We start from the raw sequence: 15,743 nt of genomic DNA, 5'->3' as shown, positions 1-15,743 counted from the left end.
TTTCTGTCACGCCAATCACGCATCAAAACGGACGCACGGAGCATTTCCATGTCAACGATCACGAGTTCATCGGCGGCGAGCGCAGCATCGGCAACGATTGCAGCCGACAACGCAGCACTGCAGCAGGCCATGCAATCGGTCATCAGCGGCGCGACCGGCAACACTTCGCTCGATGTCAACTCGCTCGTCACGGCGCTCGTGAATTCGAAAACCGCTGGTCAGGTTGCCGCACTGGCAGCCAAGCAAAGCGGCGACAACACCCAGATTTCAGCATTCGGCACCCTCTCGGCCGCGCTCGGCGCGCTGGAGACGGGCCTTACCTCACTGTCGAACGGCGGACTGCAGTCCACGTTCACGGCCACCGTGACTGGCGGCACCGGCATTACCGCGTCGGCCGGCACAGGCGCCGTCGCGGGCAGCTATAGCGTCGCCGTCTCGCAGGTCGCCACGGCGCAGGCGCTTACGTCTTCAAGCTTCACCGCCAGCCAGGCGCTCGGCTCGGGGACTTTGGCTGTTTCGCTCGGCAGCAAGTCGTTCAACGTATCGATCGACAGCAGCAACAACACGCTGGCCGGCATCGCCGCCGCGATCAACGGCGCGACCGGCAATCCGGGCGTTACCGCAACGGTCGTGAACGGCACCGACGGCGCGCACCTCGTGCTCGCCTCTTCCTCGACGGGCGCGGCCAGCACCATCAGCGTCGCAGTCAGTAATCTCAGCGGCGACAATGGTCTGTCGAGCCTCGGCGTGACGTCCACGGCGAGCACTACAGGCGGCCAGTCGACGATTGCGTCGGCAAACAGCAGCAACGCATGGACGCAAAGCGCGGTGGCGCAGGACGCGGCATTCACGGTCAATGGTATAGCGGCGACCAGCTCGACCAATGCCGTCACCAGCGCGATCGCGGGCGTCACATTGAACCTGACATCGGCTGCGGTGACGACTCCGGCGACCACGCAAACGCTGACCGTCGCAGCGGACACGACGACCCAGGCAAGCACGATCAACAACTTCGTTTCGCTGTACAACACTGTGGTGACCACGATGGGCACGCTCGCCCAGTACACCTCGGGTGCGACGACGCAAGGGCCGCTGCTTGGCGATTCCACGCTCAACACGATCAAGAACTCGCTCGCGTCGATCATCGCCGGCGGCGTGAAGAGCGGCAGCACGACCACCAGCCTCGGCTCGATCGGCATCTCGCTGCAGGCCGACGGCACGCTGCAGGTGGACAGCACGGCGCTCAACAATGCACTGACGACCAACTCGGCAACCGTCGCCTCGTTGTTCAATTCCACGGACGGCATAGGCGCCAAGCTCAGCGCCAGCATCACCAACTTCACGCAGACGGGCGGCATGATCGACGCGCGAACCAGCGCGCTGAACGCCGACCTGACGAGCATCACGACGCAGCAGACGAGCCTGAACGATTACATTGCGCAGTTGACGAGCCAGTACTCCGCGCAGTTCACGGCGCTCAACACGTTGATGGCGACGACGACGAACAACTCGCAGTACCTGACGCAGCTCTTCGGCGGCACGAACAGCGCCGGCGCGCTCGCGACCAACAAGTAAGAGCACGGAGAATCGCACATGGATCAATCTGCCCTGATCGGGAAAGTGCTGTCGCTGACCGACGAAATCGAGCACGCGGCCGCGCTGGCCGACTGGCCCGAAGCCGCGCGGCTTGCCGAGATCCGTTCGCCGCTCATCATGTCGCTCAGCGCTCAGGACGTGCAGGCGTCGGCCGACGCGATCCGCTCGATCATCGCGCGCAATGCCGCCATCTTCGCCGACGCGCAAACCACCCAGATCGAACTGGAGGCCGAGTACACCGCTGCGATGCGCCGCGTGAGCGCTGCAAACCAGTATCAGAAGGCCGCGCAACTGTGAGCAGATGAGCAGGGCGCACGCCCTCCCAGGCTAACTAACAACAACCGCGCACTCGAATGATGGTGCGCTCGTTTCACTCTCGCCCGCCTTGTGCGGGCGCTTCTTTTTGCGCTCCCGGCAGTCTGCGTAATCAGGTGAATTGGTGGCCATTTTGCCGTCACTTCCACCCTTCAGGCCGCGAATTCCGACTTGATAATCCAACGTACAGCTTCCTCGTGCGAGCATCATGTCCATCCAATTCGACTTCCCGGCTTCCCAGCCTCTTTCCCCTGAACAGCAGCGCGCTCAGGACATCGCTCTCGTCATGCAGAGCGCCATCGAGCAATATCACAAGGGTGAGATCGACGACGCGCGGGCGCTTTTCGAAGCCATCATCGAGGCGGTGCCGCAGCATCCGGATGCGAACTACAACCTCGGCGTGATCAAGGTCCAGACGGACCTCCCAGCCGAAGCCGTGCCGCACTTCGAGGTCGCGCTGGGCATCCGGCCGCAGAACGGTCAATACTGGGTCGCGTATATCAACGCGCTGTTCCAGAGCGATCAGGTGGCAGCCGGCTGGCTGGCTGTCGAAATGGCGCAGCAACAGGGCGTCAACGGACCCGCGCTCAACGGCCTGATTACGCAGCTCGCCTATCCGGACCGCAAGCTCGAGACCACGCCAAACGCAAGCCCCACGACGCCGAACAACATCAAACTGATCGTCAACGAGACGGCGGACGACGCGTCGCAACAGGAGCCCGCAGCACAGCCGACGGAGGCGCAACAGCAGCAGCCGCAGCAAGCGGCGCCCGTACCGCTGAAGACGACCAAGCACCGCCAGGCCGACAAGGGCGAGCTGCACAAGCACAACATGCTGGTACACAAAGGCCAGATCGCGGAGTCGGTCGCGGTGGCGCGCAAGCTGGTTGCCCGCTATCCGAAGGACAGCGAATGCTGGCGCGCGCTGTCAATTTCGCTGCACAAGAACAGCCAGTTCCGCGAGGTGATTCCGGCTGCACGCAAGGCGATCGAACTCGATCCGAACGACGTGATCTGCCGCCTGCTGCTCTCCGACACACTGCGCCACACCGGCGCATTGGCCGAAGCCGAGGTCCAGGCGCGCGAGCTGCTCGCCATCGTTCCCGATCACGCGGAGGCGCACCGCATTCTCGGCGTCACGCTTATCGCGCTCGGCAAGCGCGCGGAGGCCATCGCATCGTGCCAGCGCGCCGCCGACCTCGCGCCGCGCTCGGCTGCCGTGCATAGCTCGCTCGGCACGTTGTATCTTGGCATCGGCGCAATGGATCTCGCGGAAAAAGCGTTGCGTCTTTCGCTGGAACTCGAACCGACCAACAGCAACGCGCGCAGCAACCTGCTGTTCTGCCTGACGCACAACAGCACGATCGACAAAGCGGCGCTCTACAAGGAGCACTGCGTGTTCGGCGAGATTCACGACGTGCCCGGGGCCAGCAACCGCCGTTATCCGAACAAGCGCAATCCGGAGCGCAAGCTGCGCATCGGCTTTGTTTCCGGCGACTTCTGCAATCACGCGGTCGCGTATTACTTCCTGCCGATCGTGCAGCACCTGTACCGCGATCCGAATCTGTCGCTGCATTTCTATTACACGTTCGGCCTGCAGGATCACATGACCGCGCAATTGCGCGAGTGTGCGCACGTGTGGAACGCGGTCGCCGACATGAGCGACGCCGCGCTCGTGAAGAAGATCCGCGACGACAACATCGACATCGTGGTCGACTTGTCCGGACACACCGCGCATACGCGAATCGTCGCGCTCGCGCAGAAACCTGCGCCGGTGCAGGCATCGTGGATCGGTTATCCGGGCACCACCGGCATGGCCGCCTTCGACTACTACATCGCGGACCGTTTCGTCGCGCCTATCGAAGAGTTCACCGAGCAGTTCACCGAAAAGCTCGCGCTGCTGCCTTCGTCGACCGCCTATATGCCGCCGCCGAATTGCCCGCCGGTCAACGGTCTGCCCGCCTTGCACAAGGGCTACATCACGTATGGCAGCTTCAACCGGTTGAACAAGCTGAGCCCTGAAGTGATCGCGCTGTGGAGCACGATTCTGCGTGCGCAGCCGACTTCGCGCATGGTGATCGGCGCGATCGGCAGCAAGCTCGACGAAGAGACCTATCTGGAGTGGTTCAGAAACGAAGGCATCGACACGTCGCGGCTCACGTTCTGCCCTCGCACGACGTTGCCGGTTTACATGCAACAGCATCACCACGTGGACCTCTGCCTCGACACGTTCCCGTACGTCGGTTCGACGACGACCCTCAACGCGCTGTGGATGGGCGTGCCGACGGTGACAATGCCCGGCATTTCAATGCCGAGCCGCTGCGGCGCCGGCTGGCTCGAACAGGTCGGCCTGCATGAGTTCGTCGCGCGCGACAAGGACGAGTTCGTGAAGAAGAGCATCGAGCTGACGCGCGATCTCGACGCGCTCAGCGCGCTTCGCATCGGCATGCGCGAGCGGTGCCTGGGCTCCGTGCCGTTCCACCCGGAAAAAGTGGCCGGCGGTCTGTCGATCGCGCTGCGCACGATGTGGCAGCGATGGTGCGCCGACGAAACGCCGACTCCATTCGAGGCGACCTTGCCCGCAGACTGGTGCCCGCCGCCCGCGCCTGAGGCAAAGCCCGCAGCAAAGGCCGAAGCCGAAGCTGGCGCCGGGGCCGAAGTAAAAACAGCGGCCTGACCGATTCGTGCGGGCATTTGTCCTCAATAAAGTGAAGACACGATTATGAATGCGAGCCTACCGGCGCAAGCGCTCTCGGCGCTGACCCAGGAAACGATCTATGTCACGCAGCCGCACTTGCCGCCGCTCGACGACTTCATCCCGTATCTGCGGGAGATCTGGGACCGTAAGATCCTGACCAACGGCGGGCCGTTCCACCAGCGTCTCGAGAAGGCGCTCGAAGAATACCTCGGCGTCGATCATCTCGCGCTGCTGTCCAACGGCACGCTCGCGCTCGTCACCGCGTTGCAGGCTTTGCGCATTACCGGCGAAGTGATCACGACGCCGTATTCGTTTGTCGCGACCGGACACTCGCTGCTGTGGAACGGCATCAAGCCGGTGTTCGTCGACGTCGATCCGGTGACGCTCAACATGGACCCTGCGAAAATCGAAGCCGCCATTACGCCGCAAACCACCGCGATCCTGCCGGTGCATTGCTACGGCTATCCGTGCGACATCGACGCGATCCAGAAGATTGCGGACAACTACAACCTGAAGGTGATCTACGACGCCGCTCATGCATTCGCCGTGAAGACCGGCGGCAAGAGCGTGCTGCGCCACGGCGACCTCTCGGTGCTGAGCTTTCATGCAACAAAGGTGTTCAACACGTTTGAAGGCGGCGCAATCATCTGTCCGGACGCGAAAACCAAGCAACGTGTAGATCACCTGAAGAATTTCGGCATCGTGGACGAAACCACGGTGGTAGCGCCAGGCATCAACGGCAAGATGAGCGAGATCAACGCGGCGTTCGGTCTGCTGCAACTTGAACATATCGACGAAGCGCTTGCGCGCCGCCGCGAGATTTCCGCGCGCTACTGCCAGTTGCTGGCCGACGTGAAGGGCATTCACTGCCTGCCCGCGTGCGAGGACAACGTCTCGAATCACGCGTACTTTCCGGTTCTGGTCGGCGACGAGTATCCGCTCAGCCGTGATGCGCTGTACGAGCGGTTCCGCGAACACAACGTGATTGTGCGGCGCTACTTCTATCCGCTGATTTCCGACTTCCCGATGTACCGTGGCCTGCCGACCGCACATCGCGCGAATCTGCCGATTGCCTCCGACGCCGCGCAGCGCGTGCTGTGCCTGCCGATCTTCCCGAATCTCCCGGACGCGCAGATGGATCGGATCATCGACATCATCACGTCGTGCTGATGGTGCCAGGCGCGCGCACGGCGGTACGAGCGAGCGAGCGCTGAAGAAGCGCGATTACGGCGCGCGCCGGCGCGCGCGCCTCGCTACAATTTCGATCAACCTGAAACGGCCGCCGGTTTTACACAGCGGCCGCGCGCGTTTTCTCCAGCGCGTTGTTCTTCGCGAGCTGAAGCTCTGCGAGCATCTCAAGTGCGAGGCCTTCGTCTTTCGTGAGATCCGCGAGGAATGCGCCGTTGTTCGCCTTGATCCAGTCGAGCGGCATGTCCCACCACGCGAGTTCCAGCAGACGTTCGCGCACCTTCTCCGCAAAGCGGAAGCGCACGAGCCGCGCCGGCGATCCAACATAAATACCATACGGCTCGCTGCGGAAGTTCGGCGGCACCACCGTGCGCGCGCCGATCACACACCCGCTTTCGATTACGCTGCCTCCGAGAAACATCGCCTCGTCGCCGATCCACACGTCGTTGTGAATCACGGTGTCGCCGTATTGCGGCATCACGCAGTTGTCGAGGCCGCTGCCATAAAGCGAGAACATGGTCATCGCAATGCTCCTGATTTCGTGCTGACCGTTCAGCAGAAACTTGAGCCGCAGTCCGCCGGCGACGTTCTTGCCGATCACGAGCTTCTGCGCGTCGCCGTCGTATTTGACGATCGAGCCGACGCCGAGTCCTGAGCATCGGCCGATATGGAATGAGCCCACCGTCGCTTCCTCATCGAGCCAGTTGCGAAAGCAGTTGCGTGGAATCGTCGAGAAAGCGCCGTCCCGATAGCCGATTACGACGAAATGCTTCGAGAGAGGGTGATTGGGCACAATGCCAATGCTGTCGTCCGAGGTCACAACGTTCATATCGTTCTAATGCTTTTGTCTGGTTGAACTACCAATGAGAGGGGCGTAAAAAACCCGGCACGAGCCGGGTTGGGTATTACTCAAGCGTCGCTCGCCGCCGCAAACTCCACGATGCGCTCCGCGATCTTCGCGCCGACAAGTCCGGTTTTCTCCAGCATGTGGCGATACTCGCCGGCCTTTTCGAAGCGGTCCGGCAAGCCGAGAATCAGTTGCGGCGGCGCCGATCGCTTCGCTGCCTTGTACTCCGCAACCGCGCTGCCGAGGCCGCCGATCACCGAATGCTCCTCTACGGTGACCAGCACTTTCGATGTCGCCATGGCCGCGTCGATAGCATCGGTATCGAGCGGCTTCAACGTATGCATGTTGATCACGCCGACCGACATGCCTTGCGCTTCGAGAAGCTTCGCCGCTTCGAGCGATTCATACACCATCGTGCCGTTCGCGATGATCGTCACGTCCGAACCCTCGCGCAGCGTGATCGCGCGGCCAATGCGGAAGTCGTAGTCTTCGGTATAGACGGGCGGATTATTCACCGCACCCGTCAGGCGGATGTACATGGGCCCTTTGAAATCCGCGGCCGCTTGCACCGTCTTAACGATCTCCGCGCAATCGGCGGGACACACCACGGTCATGTTCGGAATCGAGCGCATTACGGCGGCGTCTTCAATGCCGTAGTGCGAGTTGCCGAGAAACGCCATCGACACGCCGCTGCCGATCGCCACGGCCTTCACGTTCATCTCCATGTAGCCGAGGTTCATGCGGATCTGCTCGGCCGCGCGCATCGAAATGAACGGCGCGAACGACGTGGCGAACACGTTGTAGCCTTCCTTCGCGAGGCCCGCCGCGACGCCCACCAGGTTCTGCTCGGCAATGCCGATGTTCAGGAACTTGTCCGGATAAGCCTTCTTGAAGCGGTCCAGACCGGATGAGTTGCCGAGGTCAGCGGACATCAGCATCAGATCGTCATGGGTCTCGCCAATCGACAAAGCCGCGAGACCGAACACGCCGCGCGAGCCAAGTCGCGACCACTGACGTGCATTGCTTGCATTGATTTCCAGCATTTTGATCGCGTCTCCGTTCAGTCCGCCATGACGCTCAACTCGGCGAGCGCGAGATCGTAGTTCGTCTTGGTCAGCCGGTTATGGTGCCATTCGTTGTTGTTCTCCATGAAGGAGATGCCCTTGCCCTTCACCGTGTGCGCGACCAGCACACGCGGCCGGCCGGCAACCCTGGGCGCCTCGAATGCGGCGACGAGTTGCGCGATGTCGTGGCCGTCCACTTCGTGAACGTCCCAGCGGAAACTGCGAAACTTCTCCGCAAGGTCGCCGAGGTCGACAATCTGATTCGCTTCGCCGTCGCTTTGCAGCTTGTTGTAGTCGATCATCGCGACGAGGTTGTCGAGGCGCAATTGCGCGGCGGACATGATCGCTTCCCACACCGAGCCTTCGTTGCATTCGCCGTCGCCGAGCAGCACATAGGTATTGAACGCCTTCTGCTTCTTCCTGGCTGCGAGCGCGATGCCGATCGCCATCGAAAGACCCTGCCCGAGGCTGCCGTTCGACGACTCGATGCCGAGGTCCATGTTCATCACCGGATGAGCAATCAGGTGACTGTCGTTGGTCTGAAACGTGTTGAAGACTTCGTCGTCGATGATTCCGGCTGCGCGCAGCGCCGAGAAATAGCCGAGCACGCCGTGGCCCTTGCTCAGAATGAAACGGTCGCGATCGGGCCAGCGCGGATTGCCGCGCTCATAGCGCAACTGCCGCGCATACAGCGTGGCCATGATTTCCACCATCGACAACCCGCCGCCGAGATGCGCGCTCAGATTGCAGTGGTGGCTCACCTCGAGAATTTTCTGGCGCATCAGCAGAGCCATGCGCTCGATGTCGGAATAGTTCATCGTTTCGGGTCCTGAATTCAAACCATGCCGCCGTCCACGCGCATGATCTGTCCGGTCACGACCGTGGACAGATCGGAGGCGAGGAAAAGCGCCATGTTGGCAACGTCCTGGGGTTCGACCGCGCGTTTCATCGCCGACGAAGCAATCAGCTTGTCACGTGCCGCTTCGGTCATCTGATCGTACATGTCGGTGCGCGTCACGCCCGGTGCAATCGCGTTCACGCGAATGCCCGAGGCGCCGAGTTCGGTCGCCATGCTCTCTGTCGCGCGCGCGAATGCGGCCTTGCTTGAGCCATAGGCGAGCGTGCCCGGATCGGCGACCATCGCAGCGGTAGACGCGATATTGATAATCGAACCGGCCTTGTGGCGAACCATCGCGCGTGCCAGTCCCTGCGTGAGCAGAATCTGGCTGAAGAAATTGATTTCGAAGAGCCGGCGCAATTCCGTCATCGACGTCATCTGGAAGATCGCGCCGCTCGCCACGCCGGCGTTGTTCACCAACACGTCGATGCGTGGCGCGAGGCTCGCGATCTGGCGGATCGCGGCTTTCACCGAGGCCTCGTCGGCGAGATCGAGGCTCACTGCGTGCGCTGTCACGCCATGCTGCTCAGCGAGCGACGTGAGCCATTGTTGTTTCTCGTCGTTCACCTCGCGCATGCAGGCGATCACGCTCGCGCCGTGGGCCGCGAAGGTTTCGGTAATCGCGCGACCGATGCCCCGATTGGCGCCGGTAATGACCGCGAGCTTGTCTTTTAGCAACATCGAAAATTCCTGCCTGTTCATTCGGTATCGCGCCAGATTTGGCCGCGTAGATAGACGGGCTCGAGAATGCTCCAGTCGTCGGCGGGAATCTGGTTGCCTTCGGGAAACGGCGGCACCGCGCCCGCGGACAACTGGTTCAAGACGCGGCGCTCGGTGTAATAGGCGCGCATCGCGTGAGTGACGAAAGCCGAGAAAAGACGCACGTCGACGAGCTTGCAAGCGTTGATCGCGGCGAGCCGCTGGTTTGCATCGAGCTTGTCGAACGGCTGACCGAACTTTTCATGCGCGACGTTCGCAAGCATGCTCAGAAAAGCATCCACTTGGTCCGTCACGCGATGACGCAGCTGATATCCCTCGAAATCCAGCGTGGAAGCAGACGGCATGCCGAGTGCGGCGTCGCCTGGAAGCATGGTGTCGAGAACGAGTTCGATCATGCTCATGCCACCAGTGTATTGAGGTTGCGTTGCAGATGATCGCAAGCCATCAGCGTCAAAGCCTGAGCCGTCGCGACCGGATTGACCGCGCCAGCCGTCACGAAGATGCTGCTGTCCACAACGAACAGGTTCTTCACCGCGTGCGCCTGGCCGTATTTGTTCACGACGGAAGTGGCGGCGTTCTCGCCCATGCGCGCGGTGCCCATCAGATGCCAGCCGGTGTGCTTCACTGGCGCAAATGAAGCCGTCACCTTCGCGCCCGCAGCGGCGAAAACCTGCTTGCTCATTTCAATGCCGTGCTTGAGCATGCGGCTCGTGTTGTCGCCGAGCCTGTAAAACACCTTCACGCCGGGCATGCCGCTCGAATCGCAATGTTCCATATCCAGTTCAACGCGATTCTCCGGCTCGGGCAGATCTTCGGTGATTACCGCGATGCCCGCGGTGCGATTGAAGAGCCGGCTGAATTTCGCATGATGCTCCGCGCCGAGCGGCACGTGACGCATGAAGTAACCCGACACCGCGGTTTCAACGGGCGGTGCGCCGCGCAACACCTGCATCGTGTAGCCGCGCACAAAGCCGCGTTCCGCCGCGGTCTCGTAGAACTGCTGGCTGAGAATGCAGCAGCCATGCGGGCCGATGCTCGATTGCACGTCGTGGTCGAACACCGCTTCCGTATAAGCAAGCGGATGCAGCATCAGATTGCGGCCGACCAGGCCGTTATCGTTGAGCAGTCCATCGGGAAACGCGCTCGACCTGGAGTTGAGCAAGAGCCGCGGCGTGCCGACACCGCTGCACGCGACCACCACCACGCGCGCATCCAGCCGATGCTCGGCGCCCTGCGCATCCATGTAAAGCACGCCGTCTGCGTTGCCGCGCGCATCGAGCGTGATCTCGCGCACGCGGCATTGCGTCCTCACCTCGACACCTTGCTGGCGCGCAACCGGCCAGTACGTGACGTCCACGCTAGCCTTTGCGCCTTGCGTGCAGCCGGTATTGCACGGACCGAGATTGACGCACGCGCCGCGATTGCCATGCCGGTGCGTGTTGATCGCGCTATACGACGGCCACCAGTGCCAGCCGAGTTCGTTGAACGCGCCGGCCATGGTTCGTCCCATCGGACCGAGCGGAACGGGCGGCAGCAACGACTCATAGTCCGGATTTGCTGGGTCACCGACGAGTCCGGCCACACCCATCATCCGTTCGTTTTCAGTGAAGAACGGCTTGAGTTCTTCATAGCTGAGCGGCCAGTCGTCGCCGACACCGTCGAGCGAACGGGTACGAAAATCCGACGGATGAAAGCGCGGGAAGTGCGCCGAATACAGAATGGTGCTGCCGCCAAAGCCATTGAAGTTGGCGATGGAAATGGGCGACGCGGAATCGTCGATCGGATAATCGGCGGCGTTGCGGCGCACGGACGGGTTCGAGCTATACGCGCCCGAGCGGCTCAATTCCCAGTCGACGGACGCCGACGGGTATTCGGACGGTTGGGTGACCGAGCCCTGCTCGAGACACACAATGCGCAACGAGCGATCGCGGCTCAGACTCCAGGCCGCGGCTGCGCCGCTCGCTCCCGAGCCGACGATCACAATGTCCGCCACTTCTTTCATACCGGCGACTTCTTCTTCGGCAGATACTGCTCGAGGATTTCCGGAATCGTGATCAGCATGTCCGCTTCGCACGCAATCTCACCGTCGACCTTTGCCACGCCGCGTCCCTTGCAGATGCCGCGATTCCACGACAGCACCTCAGTGTCGATCTCGAACTTCTTGCCGGGCAAGACTTCCTTGCGATAGCGCACCGTATGCTGCAACGCGTGCGTCACCTTGCCCTTCAGACCAGGCAGCGTGGTGATCGCCACGGTGAGCATTTGCGCGAGCGCTTCGAGTTGCAGCGCGCCCGGCATGTTATGGCCGCCCGGGAAATGAACCGGAAAGTACCATTCGTTCATGGTGAGGTTTTTGTAGCCGCGCGCGTACTTGCCGGGCATCACTTCGTCGACATGGTCGATCATCAGGAAGGGATAGCGATTCGGCTGATAGTCCTGCAGCTCGATGCAATTGAGACTGAACTTGTCCATCTGTTCCTCAGGTGTCCGATGCGTCATTGAATGTCCACGATACGCGAGAGAGTCGCGACGACGTCGTAGCCATCCCATACGATATTCATATCCAGCGCGCGCCCTATCGGCACCACGCGGTCGATGCCGCGCAGCCGCCGCGACACGACGAAATCCCGCAACTGCGTTTTGTCGACGCCGAAGTAGGTAAGCGTCTGATAGCGCTCGTTGACGATAGGCGCGAGTTCATCGAGCGACGCGAGCGCGACCTCGTGGATCGTGCCAAAGTAGCCGCGGCATTCGTCCTGGTCCGCCGCGAGCGCGGACAACTCGACGCGATACAGCAGGTTGGCATGCTGACGGACAGCAACGACCTGGTCGTTATCAAATGCATGGCGGCAGGCCTGCACGTACTTGTCCATCACGTTCACCGGCTCCGGCGTGTAGCGCTGTGCCACGTGCTTGACGAACGCGGGCCACAGGCGCTCTTTCGCGGCCTCAACGACCTCTTGCGCGCCGACCCATGCGACCAGTTGCGGCGAAGAGCACGCGGCCTGATCCATCAGATACAGGTCGTTGAACAGTTGATGGCAGAGCGCGCGCAAAGCTTCGTCGTCGAGCGAAAGGATCGCTTGCGGTTCCATCACGCAGAGCGAATAGCGGTCGGAAAACGCGACTTCGCGCGAGCGCGGCCGGTTCGGCAACGCGCGCATGTGCTCGACAGTTTTATCGCCGCCCCACACGAGCCGCGCATCAGCGACGGAGAGCCAGAAGCGGTTGAGCACGTCGTCGCGCTCGAAGCGGGTGAGCAGAATGCAATCGGCCAGTGCAGCATGACGCTCGTCGTTCATCAGTTCGGCAATCGCTTCGACAAGAACCGTGGCCGCGGCCGACGCGCGAGACGGCAAACGCAACACGCACGTATTGCCCGATAGCAGCCCGAACGCGAGCGAGAACGCGAAGTTGACCGGCACATTCGAGGGGCAAACATGAAACGAGAGGCCAAGTCCCATGCGAACTTCACCGCGAGCGTTGAACTTCGCGGCCAACTGAGTGAGATTCGCCCGCCGGCACCAGTAAGCAAAGCTGACCACGTCGGGCAGCGAGCGCGTTTCAGCGCGAGCGAGCAACGCGCGCGAGAGGTCCGCGAGAAACTCCACGCGCGCGGCGTCGAACACCGGTGCGGGCGCGTTCGACACGCCGTCCCGACGGCCAGCAAGAATCTCGGTCTTGCCCTGGATGTCAGCGGGAATACGTATCACTGCAACCTCTCGTCTCGGCGTTCTGAATCCGGCCATGCACCTTGAAATAGGTGCCGCGGCGGCCGCATGCGCAATCGTCGACGCCGACAATCTCGCCTTGATCCTCGCTCAGCAGCGAATGTCCCGGGTAGCTGTGCGGTATCACCGACAGCAACTGGATGAGCCCTGGCTTTCCCGGCGGCAGCGCGCTGAAGTCGAGCGGATCGCGAACGATCACCTCCGACCACGACGACGCATGCAGGTGACCGTGCTCGCATTCGACGAAAATGGAACCGGTCTGCTCGACCATGCCGTAGTAGTTGTGCACGCGGCCAACGCCCGCGACGTTGCGCAAGCGGCGCTTGAATTCATCTGCGCTCACCGCTTGCGACTGAAGCTGCTTCCAGCCGCCGCCATGAATCAGAATGCCGCGTTCCAGCGGCAAGGTTTCGCCGCTGGCTTCGAGCGCCTGAACGAGGTGCTGCCACACGATGAAGGTAAAGCCGAACAGCAGCACCGGCTGGTCGCGATGCTTGTCGAGAAAGCGCCGCGTGGCTTCGAGATTGAGCGACATGTCGTCGTTCAACGCATATTCGACATCGCGCCCGAAGATCGAAAAGCCGAGAATGCCCGCCGTTCGTGCGGAAAAACGATAGCGATCGGCCACCGTCGCGCGGCAGTCGATCACGAGCATCGGCAAACGCTTCGGCCCAATGAAATCGCCGACGATGCGCGACAGCACTTTCACCTGAAGCGCCGCGGTCTGTTTGTCGAGAAAGATCTGCGAAACGCTCTGGCCGCTCGTGCCCGACGAGGTCATCGTCTTCACCACTTCGCTTTTCGGCACGCTCAGCAACTGCTCGTGCTTGAAGAGCCGCACCGGCAGAAATGGCAGGTCGGCGAGCGTCGCGGCTTCACGGTGTGCGCCGAGCTTGTCGACGATAGCGCGATATTGCGGGCAGCCGTCGTAATGAAGGTGCGTGAGGCGCTGCAGTTCGTCGAGCAGCGCTGGCTCCTTGTCCGCCTTCGCGAGCGCGAACACCGGCCATTGCGGCACGTCGCTCAGGACAATTGGGTCAGACATTGATAGTCCACCTTTCCTGTGGGTAGGCGCGGCAATTCCGGCAAGCGGCTGACGGCGACGACAGACGGATGCAGGCCAAGCGACTTCGCCATGGCGCTCCTGAAGTCGTCGGCGACGAGCTCAGGGCTGTCCACCACATGAATGACCAGTTGTTCGTCGGTGCCCTTGGCGGCACATGAAAAGCCCTTGTCCGCGGCGACCTGCTCGACCGCGTCGAGCGAGATGCGCAGGCCGAGTATCTTCAGGAAACGATGACGGCGTCCTTCGATAAAGAAGCAACCGTCTTCGTCCACGCGCGCCAGATCGCCCGTGCGCAGCGTGCCGCCGTTCAGATCGCCCAACGCGAGATCGGCCGCCTGTTGCGCGTAGCCCATCGACACATTGCCGCCTGCGTAGACGAGTTCGCCCACTTCGCCTGGCTCGGTGATCGTGCGGCCGTCGTCACTCTCCAGCCACAGGCGCCCGCCTGGAATCGCGCGTCCGATGCTGCCCGCCTTTTGCCCGATTTCTTCCGGGCTCAGATAGGCGATGCGCGCGGTCGCTTCCGTTTGACCGTACATCGAAAAGAAACGAATGCCTTTTTCGCGGCAGATTTCGCCGACCTGGCGCAGCTTCGCGGGGTCCATGCGGCCGCCCGCCTGCGTGAGGGTGCGCACCGACGGCATGTTGATTCGCGCAAGGCGCAGCTTGAGCAGAATGTCGTAGCTGTACGGCACGCCCGCAAAGCTCGTCGCCTGATGCTCGTTGAGTTGCCGCCAGAACGCGGCGTCCATCAGCGAGCGGTCCGACACGACAAGCGACGCGCCCGCGAGCAGATGGCTGTTGATGACCGAGAGACCGTAAGAGTAGTTGAACGGCAACGACGTGATCGCGCGCTCGTCTTTGGTGATGCCGAGATACTCGACAATCGACGCCGCATTCGCGCGCAGATTCGCCGCACTCAGCCGGACGAGCTTGGGCGAGCCGGTCGAGCCCGAGGTGGTCATCAGCAACGCGAGGTCGGGGTGAAGCTCGACGCGCGGCGCCTCGGCCCGGCGATACAAACCGTAGGCGCCTTCTTCGTGGACCAGCGTGCCGTGCGCGTGCGCTTGTTCGCCGCCGGTTGCAGCGAAGACGTACGCCGGATGGTAAGTGCCGATCAGGCGATTCAGTTGCGTCTGATCGAGCCCGTTGCTGAGCAGCAGAGGCACCGTGCCTCGTGCGAGCGACGCGAGATAGCACAGTACTGTCGGCAGATCGTTCCCGCCGACGATAAAAAGCAGTTGCCGTTCAGGCAACACGGCCGCCAGCCGGTCAACGGCCTGATGCAGTTCGGCATACGTGAGCGTGACGCCGCTCTCCGTGATGAGCGCTGCACGTTCAGGATGTTGCCGGCTAACGAACCCGGATTTCATAGCTCTACGCCGTACTTTTTCAGTTTGTCCACGCCGATGGTGTACGAGCCGAACTCGATGATGTCGTCCGTCTCCATCATGATGCCGAAGGTGTCCTCGAGCGCCGCGATCATGCCCATATGGCCGACCGAGTCCCACGCCGGCACGCACTGATACACGAACGCTTCGTTGAGCGAGTCGCGCGGAACGGCGAAGCAATCCATGAACACCTGATCGTATTTATCTCTGTTCGTCATTTATTACCAAT

Annotated in this window: 15 protein-coding genes; 4 read left to right on the top strand and 11 right to left on the bottom strand. The window is 62.0% G+C overall.

The window, feature by feature from the left end; all coding sequences use genetic code 11:
- Nucleotides 1–48: 48 nt before the first annotated feature.
- From fliD to A3AC_RS0107800, 4 genes are all read left to right on the top strand, one after another.
- Nucleotides 49–1,575: a flagellar filament capping protein FliD gene (gene fliD / locus A3AC_RS0107815; RefSeq protein ID WP_025598209.1), complete on the top strand. Its 1,527-nt coding sequence runs from the start codon at nucleotides 49–51 to the stop codon at nucleotides 1,573–1,575.
- 18 nt (nucleotides 1,576–1,593) lie between these two features.
- Nucleotides 1,594–1,893, top strand: coding sequence for a flagellar protein FliT (gene fliT, locus A3AC_RS0107810; RefSeq protein WP_025598208.1), 300 nt, complete (start codon nucleotides 1,594–1,596; stop codon nucleotides 1,891–1,893).
- Between the two features lie 226 nt (nucleotides 1,894–2,119).
- On the top strand, nucleotides 2,120–4,588 hold the full coding sequence (locus tag A3AC_RS0107805) for an O-linked N-acetylglucosamine transferase family protein (protein ID WP_025598207.1): 2,469 nt from the start codon (nucleotides 2,120–2,122) through the stop codon (nucleotides 4,586–4,588).
- A gap of 45 nt (nucleotides 4,589–4,633) precedes the next feature.
- On the top strand, nucleotides 4,634–5,779 hold the full coding sequence (locus tag A3AC_RS0107800) for a DegT/DnrJ/EryC1/StrS family aminotransferase (RefSeq protein ID WP_025598206.1): 1,146 nt from the start codon (nucleotides 4,634–4,636) through the stop codon (nucleotides 5,777–5,779).
- A 118-nt stretch (nucleotides 5,780–5,897) separates the two neighbouring features.
- Here the strand turns inward: A3AC_RS0107800 and A3AC_RS0107795 are convergent, their stop codons facing one another.
- From A3AC_RS0107795 to A3AC_RS0107745, 11 genes are all read right to left on the bottom strand, one after another.
- On the bottom strand, nucleotides 5,898–6,626 hold the full coding sequence (locus tag A3AC_RS0107795) for an acetyltransferase (protein ID WP_025598205.1): 729 nt from the start codon (nucleotides 6,624–6,626) through the stop codon (nucleotides 5,898–5,900).
- Between the two features lie 80 nt (nucleotides 6,627–6,706).
- Complete coding sequence (locus A3AC_RS0107790) at nucleotides 6,707–7,687, bottom strand: transketolase family protein (protein WP_025598204.1); 981 nt, start codon at nucleotides 7,685–7,687, stop codon at nucleotides 6,707–6,709.
- 17 nt (nucleotides 7,688–7,704) lie between these two features.
- Complete coding sequence (locus A3AC_RS0107785) at nucleotides 7,705–8,526, bottom strand: transketolase (RefSeq protein WP_025598203.1); 822 nt, start codon at nucleotides 8,524–8,526, stop codon at nucleotides 7,705–7,707.
- Between the two features lie 17 nt (nucleotides 8,527–8,543).
- The gene (locus A3AC_RS0107780; protein ID WP_025598202.1) at nucleotides 8,544–9,287 is read right to left on the bottom strand and encodes an SDR family NAD(P)-dependent oxidoreductase; all 744 of its coding nucleotides are present in this window, start codon (nucleotides 9,285–9,287) and stop codon (nucleotides 8,544–8,546) included.
- A 17-nt stretch (nucleotides 9,288–9,304) separates the two neighbouring features.
- Nucleotides 9,305–9,721, bottom strand: coding sequence for a hypothetical protein (locus tag A3AC_RS0107775; protein WP_025598201.1), 417 nt, complete (start codon nucleotides 9,719–9,721; stop codon nucleotides 9,305–9,307).
- Between the two features lie 2 nt (nucleotides 9,722–9,723).
- Complete coding sequence (locus A3AC_RS0107770; RefSeq protein ID WP_025598200.1) at nucleotides 9,724–11,328, bottom strand: GMC family oxidoreductase; 1,605 nt, start codon at nucleotides 11,326–11,328, stop codon at nucleotides 9,724–9,726.
- Nucleotides 11,325–11,825, bottom strand: coding sequence for a beta-hydroxyacyl-ACP dehydratase (locus A3AC_RS0107765; RefSeq protein WP_232231912.1), 501 nt, complete (start codon nucleotides 11,823–11,825; stop codon nucleotides 11,325–11,327). Before A3AC_RS0107765 ends, A3AC_RS0107770 begins: the two co-directional genes overlap by 4 nt.
- Nucleotides 11,822–13,039, bottom strand: coding sequence for an acyl-CoA reductase (locus A3AC_RS0107760; RefSeq protein WP_025598198.1), 1,218 nt, complete (start codon nucleotides 13,037–13,039; stop codon nucleotides 11,822–11,824). Before A3AC_RS0107760 ends, A3AC_RS0107765 begins: the two co-directional genes overlap by 4 nt.
- A complete protein-coding gene (locus tag A3AC_RS29105; RefSeq protein WP_035474907.1) occupies nucleotides 13,020–14,102 on the bottom strand; it encodes a LuxE/PaaK family acyltransferase in 1,083 nt (360 codons plus the stop codon). The genes A3AC_RS0107760 and A3AC_RS29105 overlap by 20 nt, the downstream gene beginning before the upstream one ends.
- Entirely contained in the window at nucleotides 14,081–15,496 is a 1,416-nt protein-coding gene (locus A3AC_RS0107750; RefSeq protein ID WP_025598197.1) for an AMP-binding protein, read from the bottom strand. Before A3AC_RS0107750 ends, A3AC_RS29105 begins: the two co-directional genes overlap by 22 nt.
- Nucleotides 15,493–15,732, bottom strand: coding sequence for a hypothetical protein (locus A3AC_RS0107745; protein WP_025598196.1), 240 nt, complete (start codon nucleotides 15,730–15,732; stop codon nucleotides 15,493–15,495). The genes A3AC_RS0107750 and A3AC_RS0107745 overlap by 4 nt, the downstream gene beginning before the upstream one ends.
- Nucleotides 15,733–15,743 lie beyond the last annotated feature (11 nt).

This window comes from Burkholderia sp. WSM2230 (assembly GCF_000472445.1).
GTDB lineage: Bacteria > Pseudomonadota > Gammaproteobacteria > Burkholderiales > Burkholderiaceae > Paraburkholderia.
The sequence above is the reverse complement of the archived record's forward strand: the minus strand, read 5'-3'. Positions and strand labels throughout refer to the sequence as shown.

Bases quoted from the DNA above. Each gene is read 5' to 3' on its own strand.
- A3AC_RS0107770 (WP_025598200.1), bottom strand. From the start codon at position 11,328: ATGAAAGAAGTGGCGGACATTGTGATCGTCGGCTCGGGAGCGAGCGGC.
- A3AC_RS0107790 (WP_025598204.1), bottom strand. From the start codon at position 7,687: ATGCTGGAAATCAATGCAAGCAATGCACGTCAGTGGTCGCGACTTGGC.
- fliD (WP_025598209.1), top strand. From the start codon at position 49: ATGTCAACGATCACGAGTTCATCGGCGGCGAGCGCAGCATCGGCAACG.
- A3AC_RS0107800 (WP_025598206.1), top strand. From the start codon at position 4,634: ATGAATGCGAGCCTACCGGCGCAAGCGCTCTCGGCGCTGACCCAGGAA.
- A3AC_RS0107805 (WP_025598207.1), top strand. From the start codon at position 2,120: ATGTCCATCCAATTCGACTTCCCGGCTTCCCAGCCTCTTTCCCCTGAA.
- A3AC_RS0107750 (WP_025598197.1), bottom strand. From the start codon at position 15,496: ATGAAATCCGGGTTCGTTAGCCGGCAACATCCTGAACGTGCAGCGCTC.
- A3AC_RS0107765 (WP_232231912.1), bottom strand. From the start codon at position 11,825: ATGACGCATCGGACACCTGAGGAACAGATGGACAAGTTCAGTCTCAAT.
- A3AC_RS0107795 (WP_025598205.1), bottom strand. From the start codon at position 6,626: ATGAACGTTGTGACCTCGGACGACAGCATTGGCATTGTGCCCAATCAC.
- A3AC_RS0107775 (WP_025598201.1), bottom strand. From the start codon at position 9,721: ATGATCGAACTCGTTCTCGACACCATGCTTCCAGGCGACGCCGCACTC.
- fliT (WP_025598208.1), top strand. From the start codon at position 1,594: ATGGATCAATCTGCCCTGATCGGGAAAGTGCTGTCGCTGACCGACGAA.
- A3AC_RS0107745 (WP_025598196.1), bottom strand. From the start codon at position 15,732: ATGACGAACAGAGATAAATACGATCAGGTGTTCATGGATTGCTTCGCC.
- A3AC_RS0107780 (WP_025598202.1), bottom strand. From the start codon at position 9,287: ATGTTGCTAAAAGACAAGCTCGCGGTCATTACCGGCGCCAATCGGGGC.
- A3AC_RS0107785 (WP_025598203.1), bottom strand. From the start codon at position 8,526: ATGAACTATTCCGACATCGAGCGCATGGCTCTGCTGATGCGCCAGAAA.
- A3AC_RS29105 (WP_035474907.1), bottom strand. From the start codon at position 14,102: ATGTCTGACCCAATTGTCCTGAGCGACGTGCCGCAATGGCCGGTGTTC.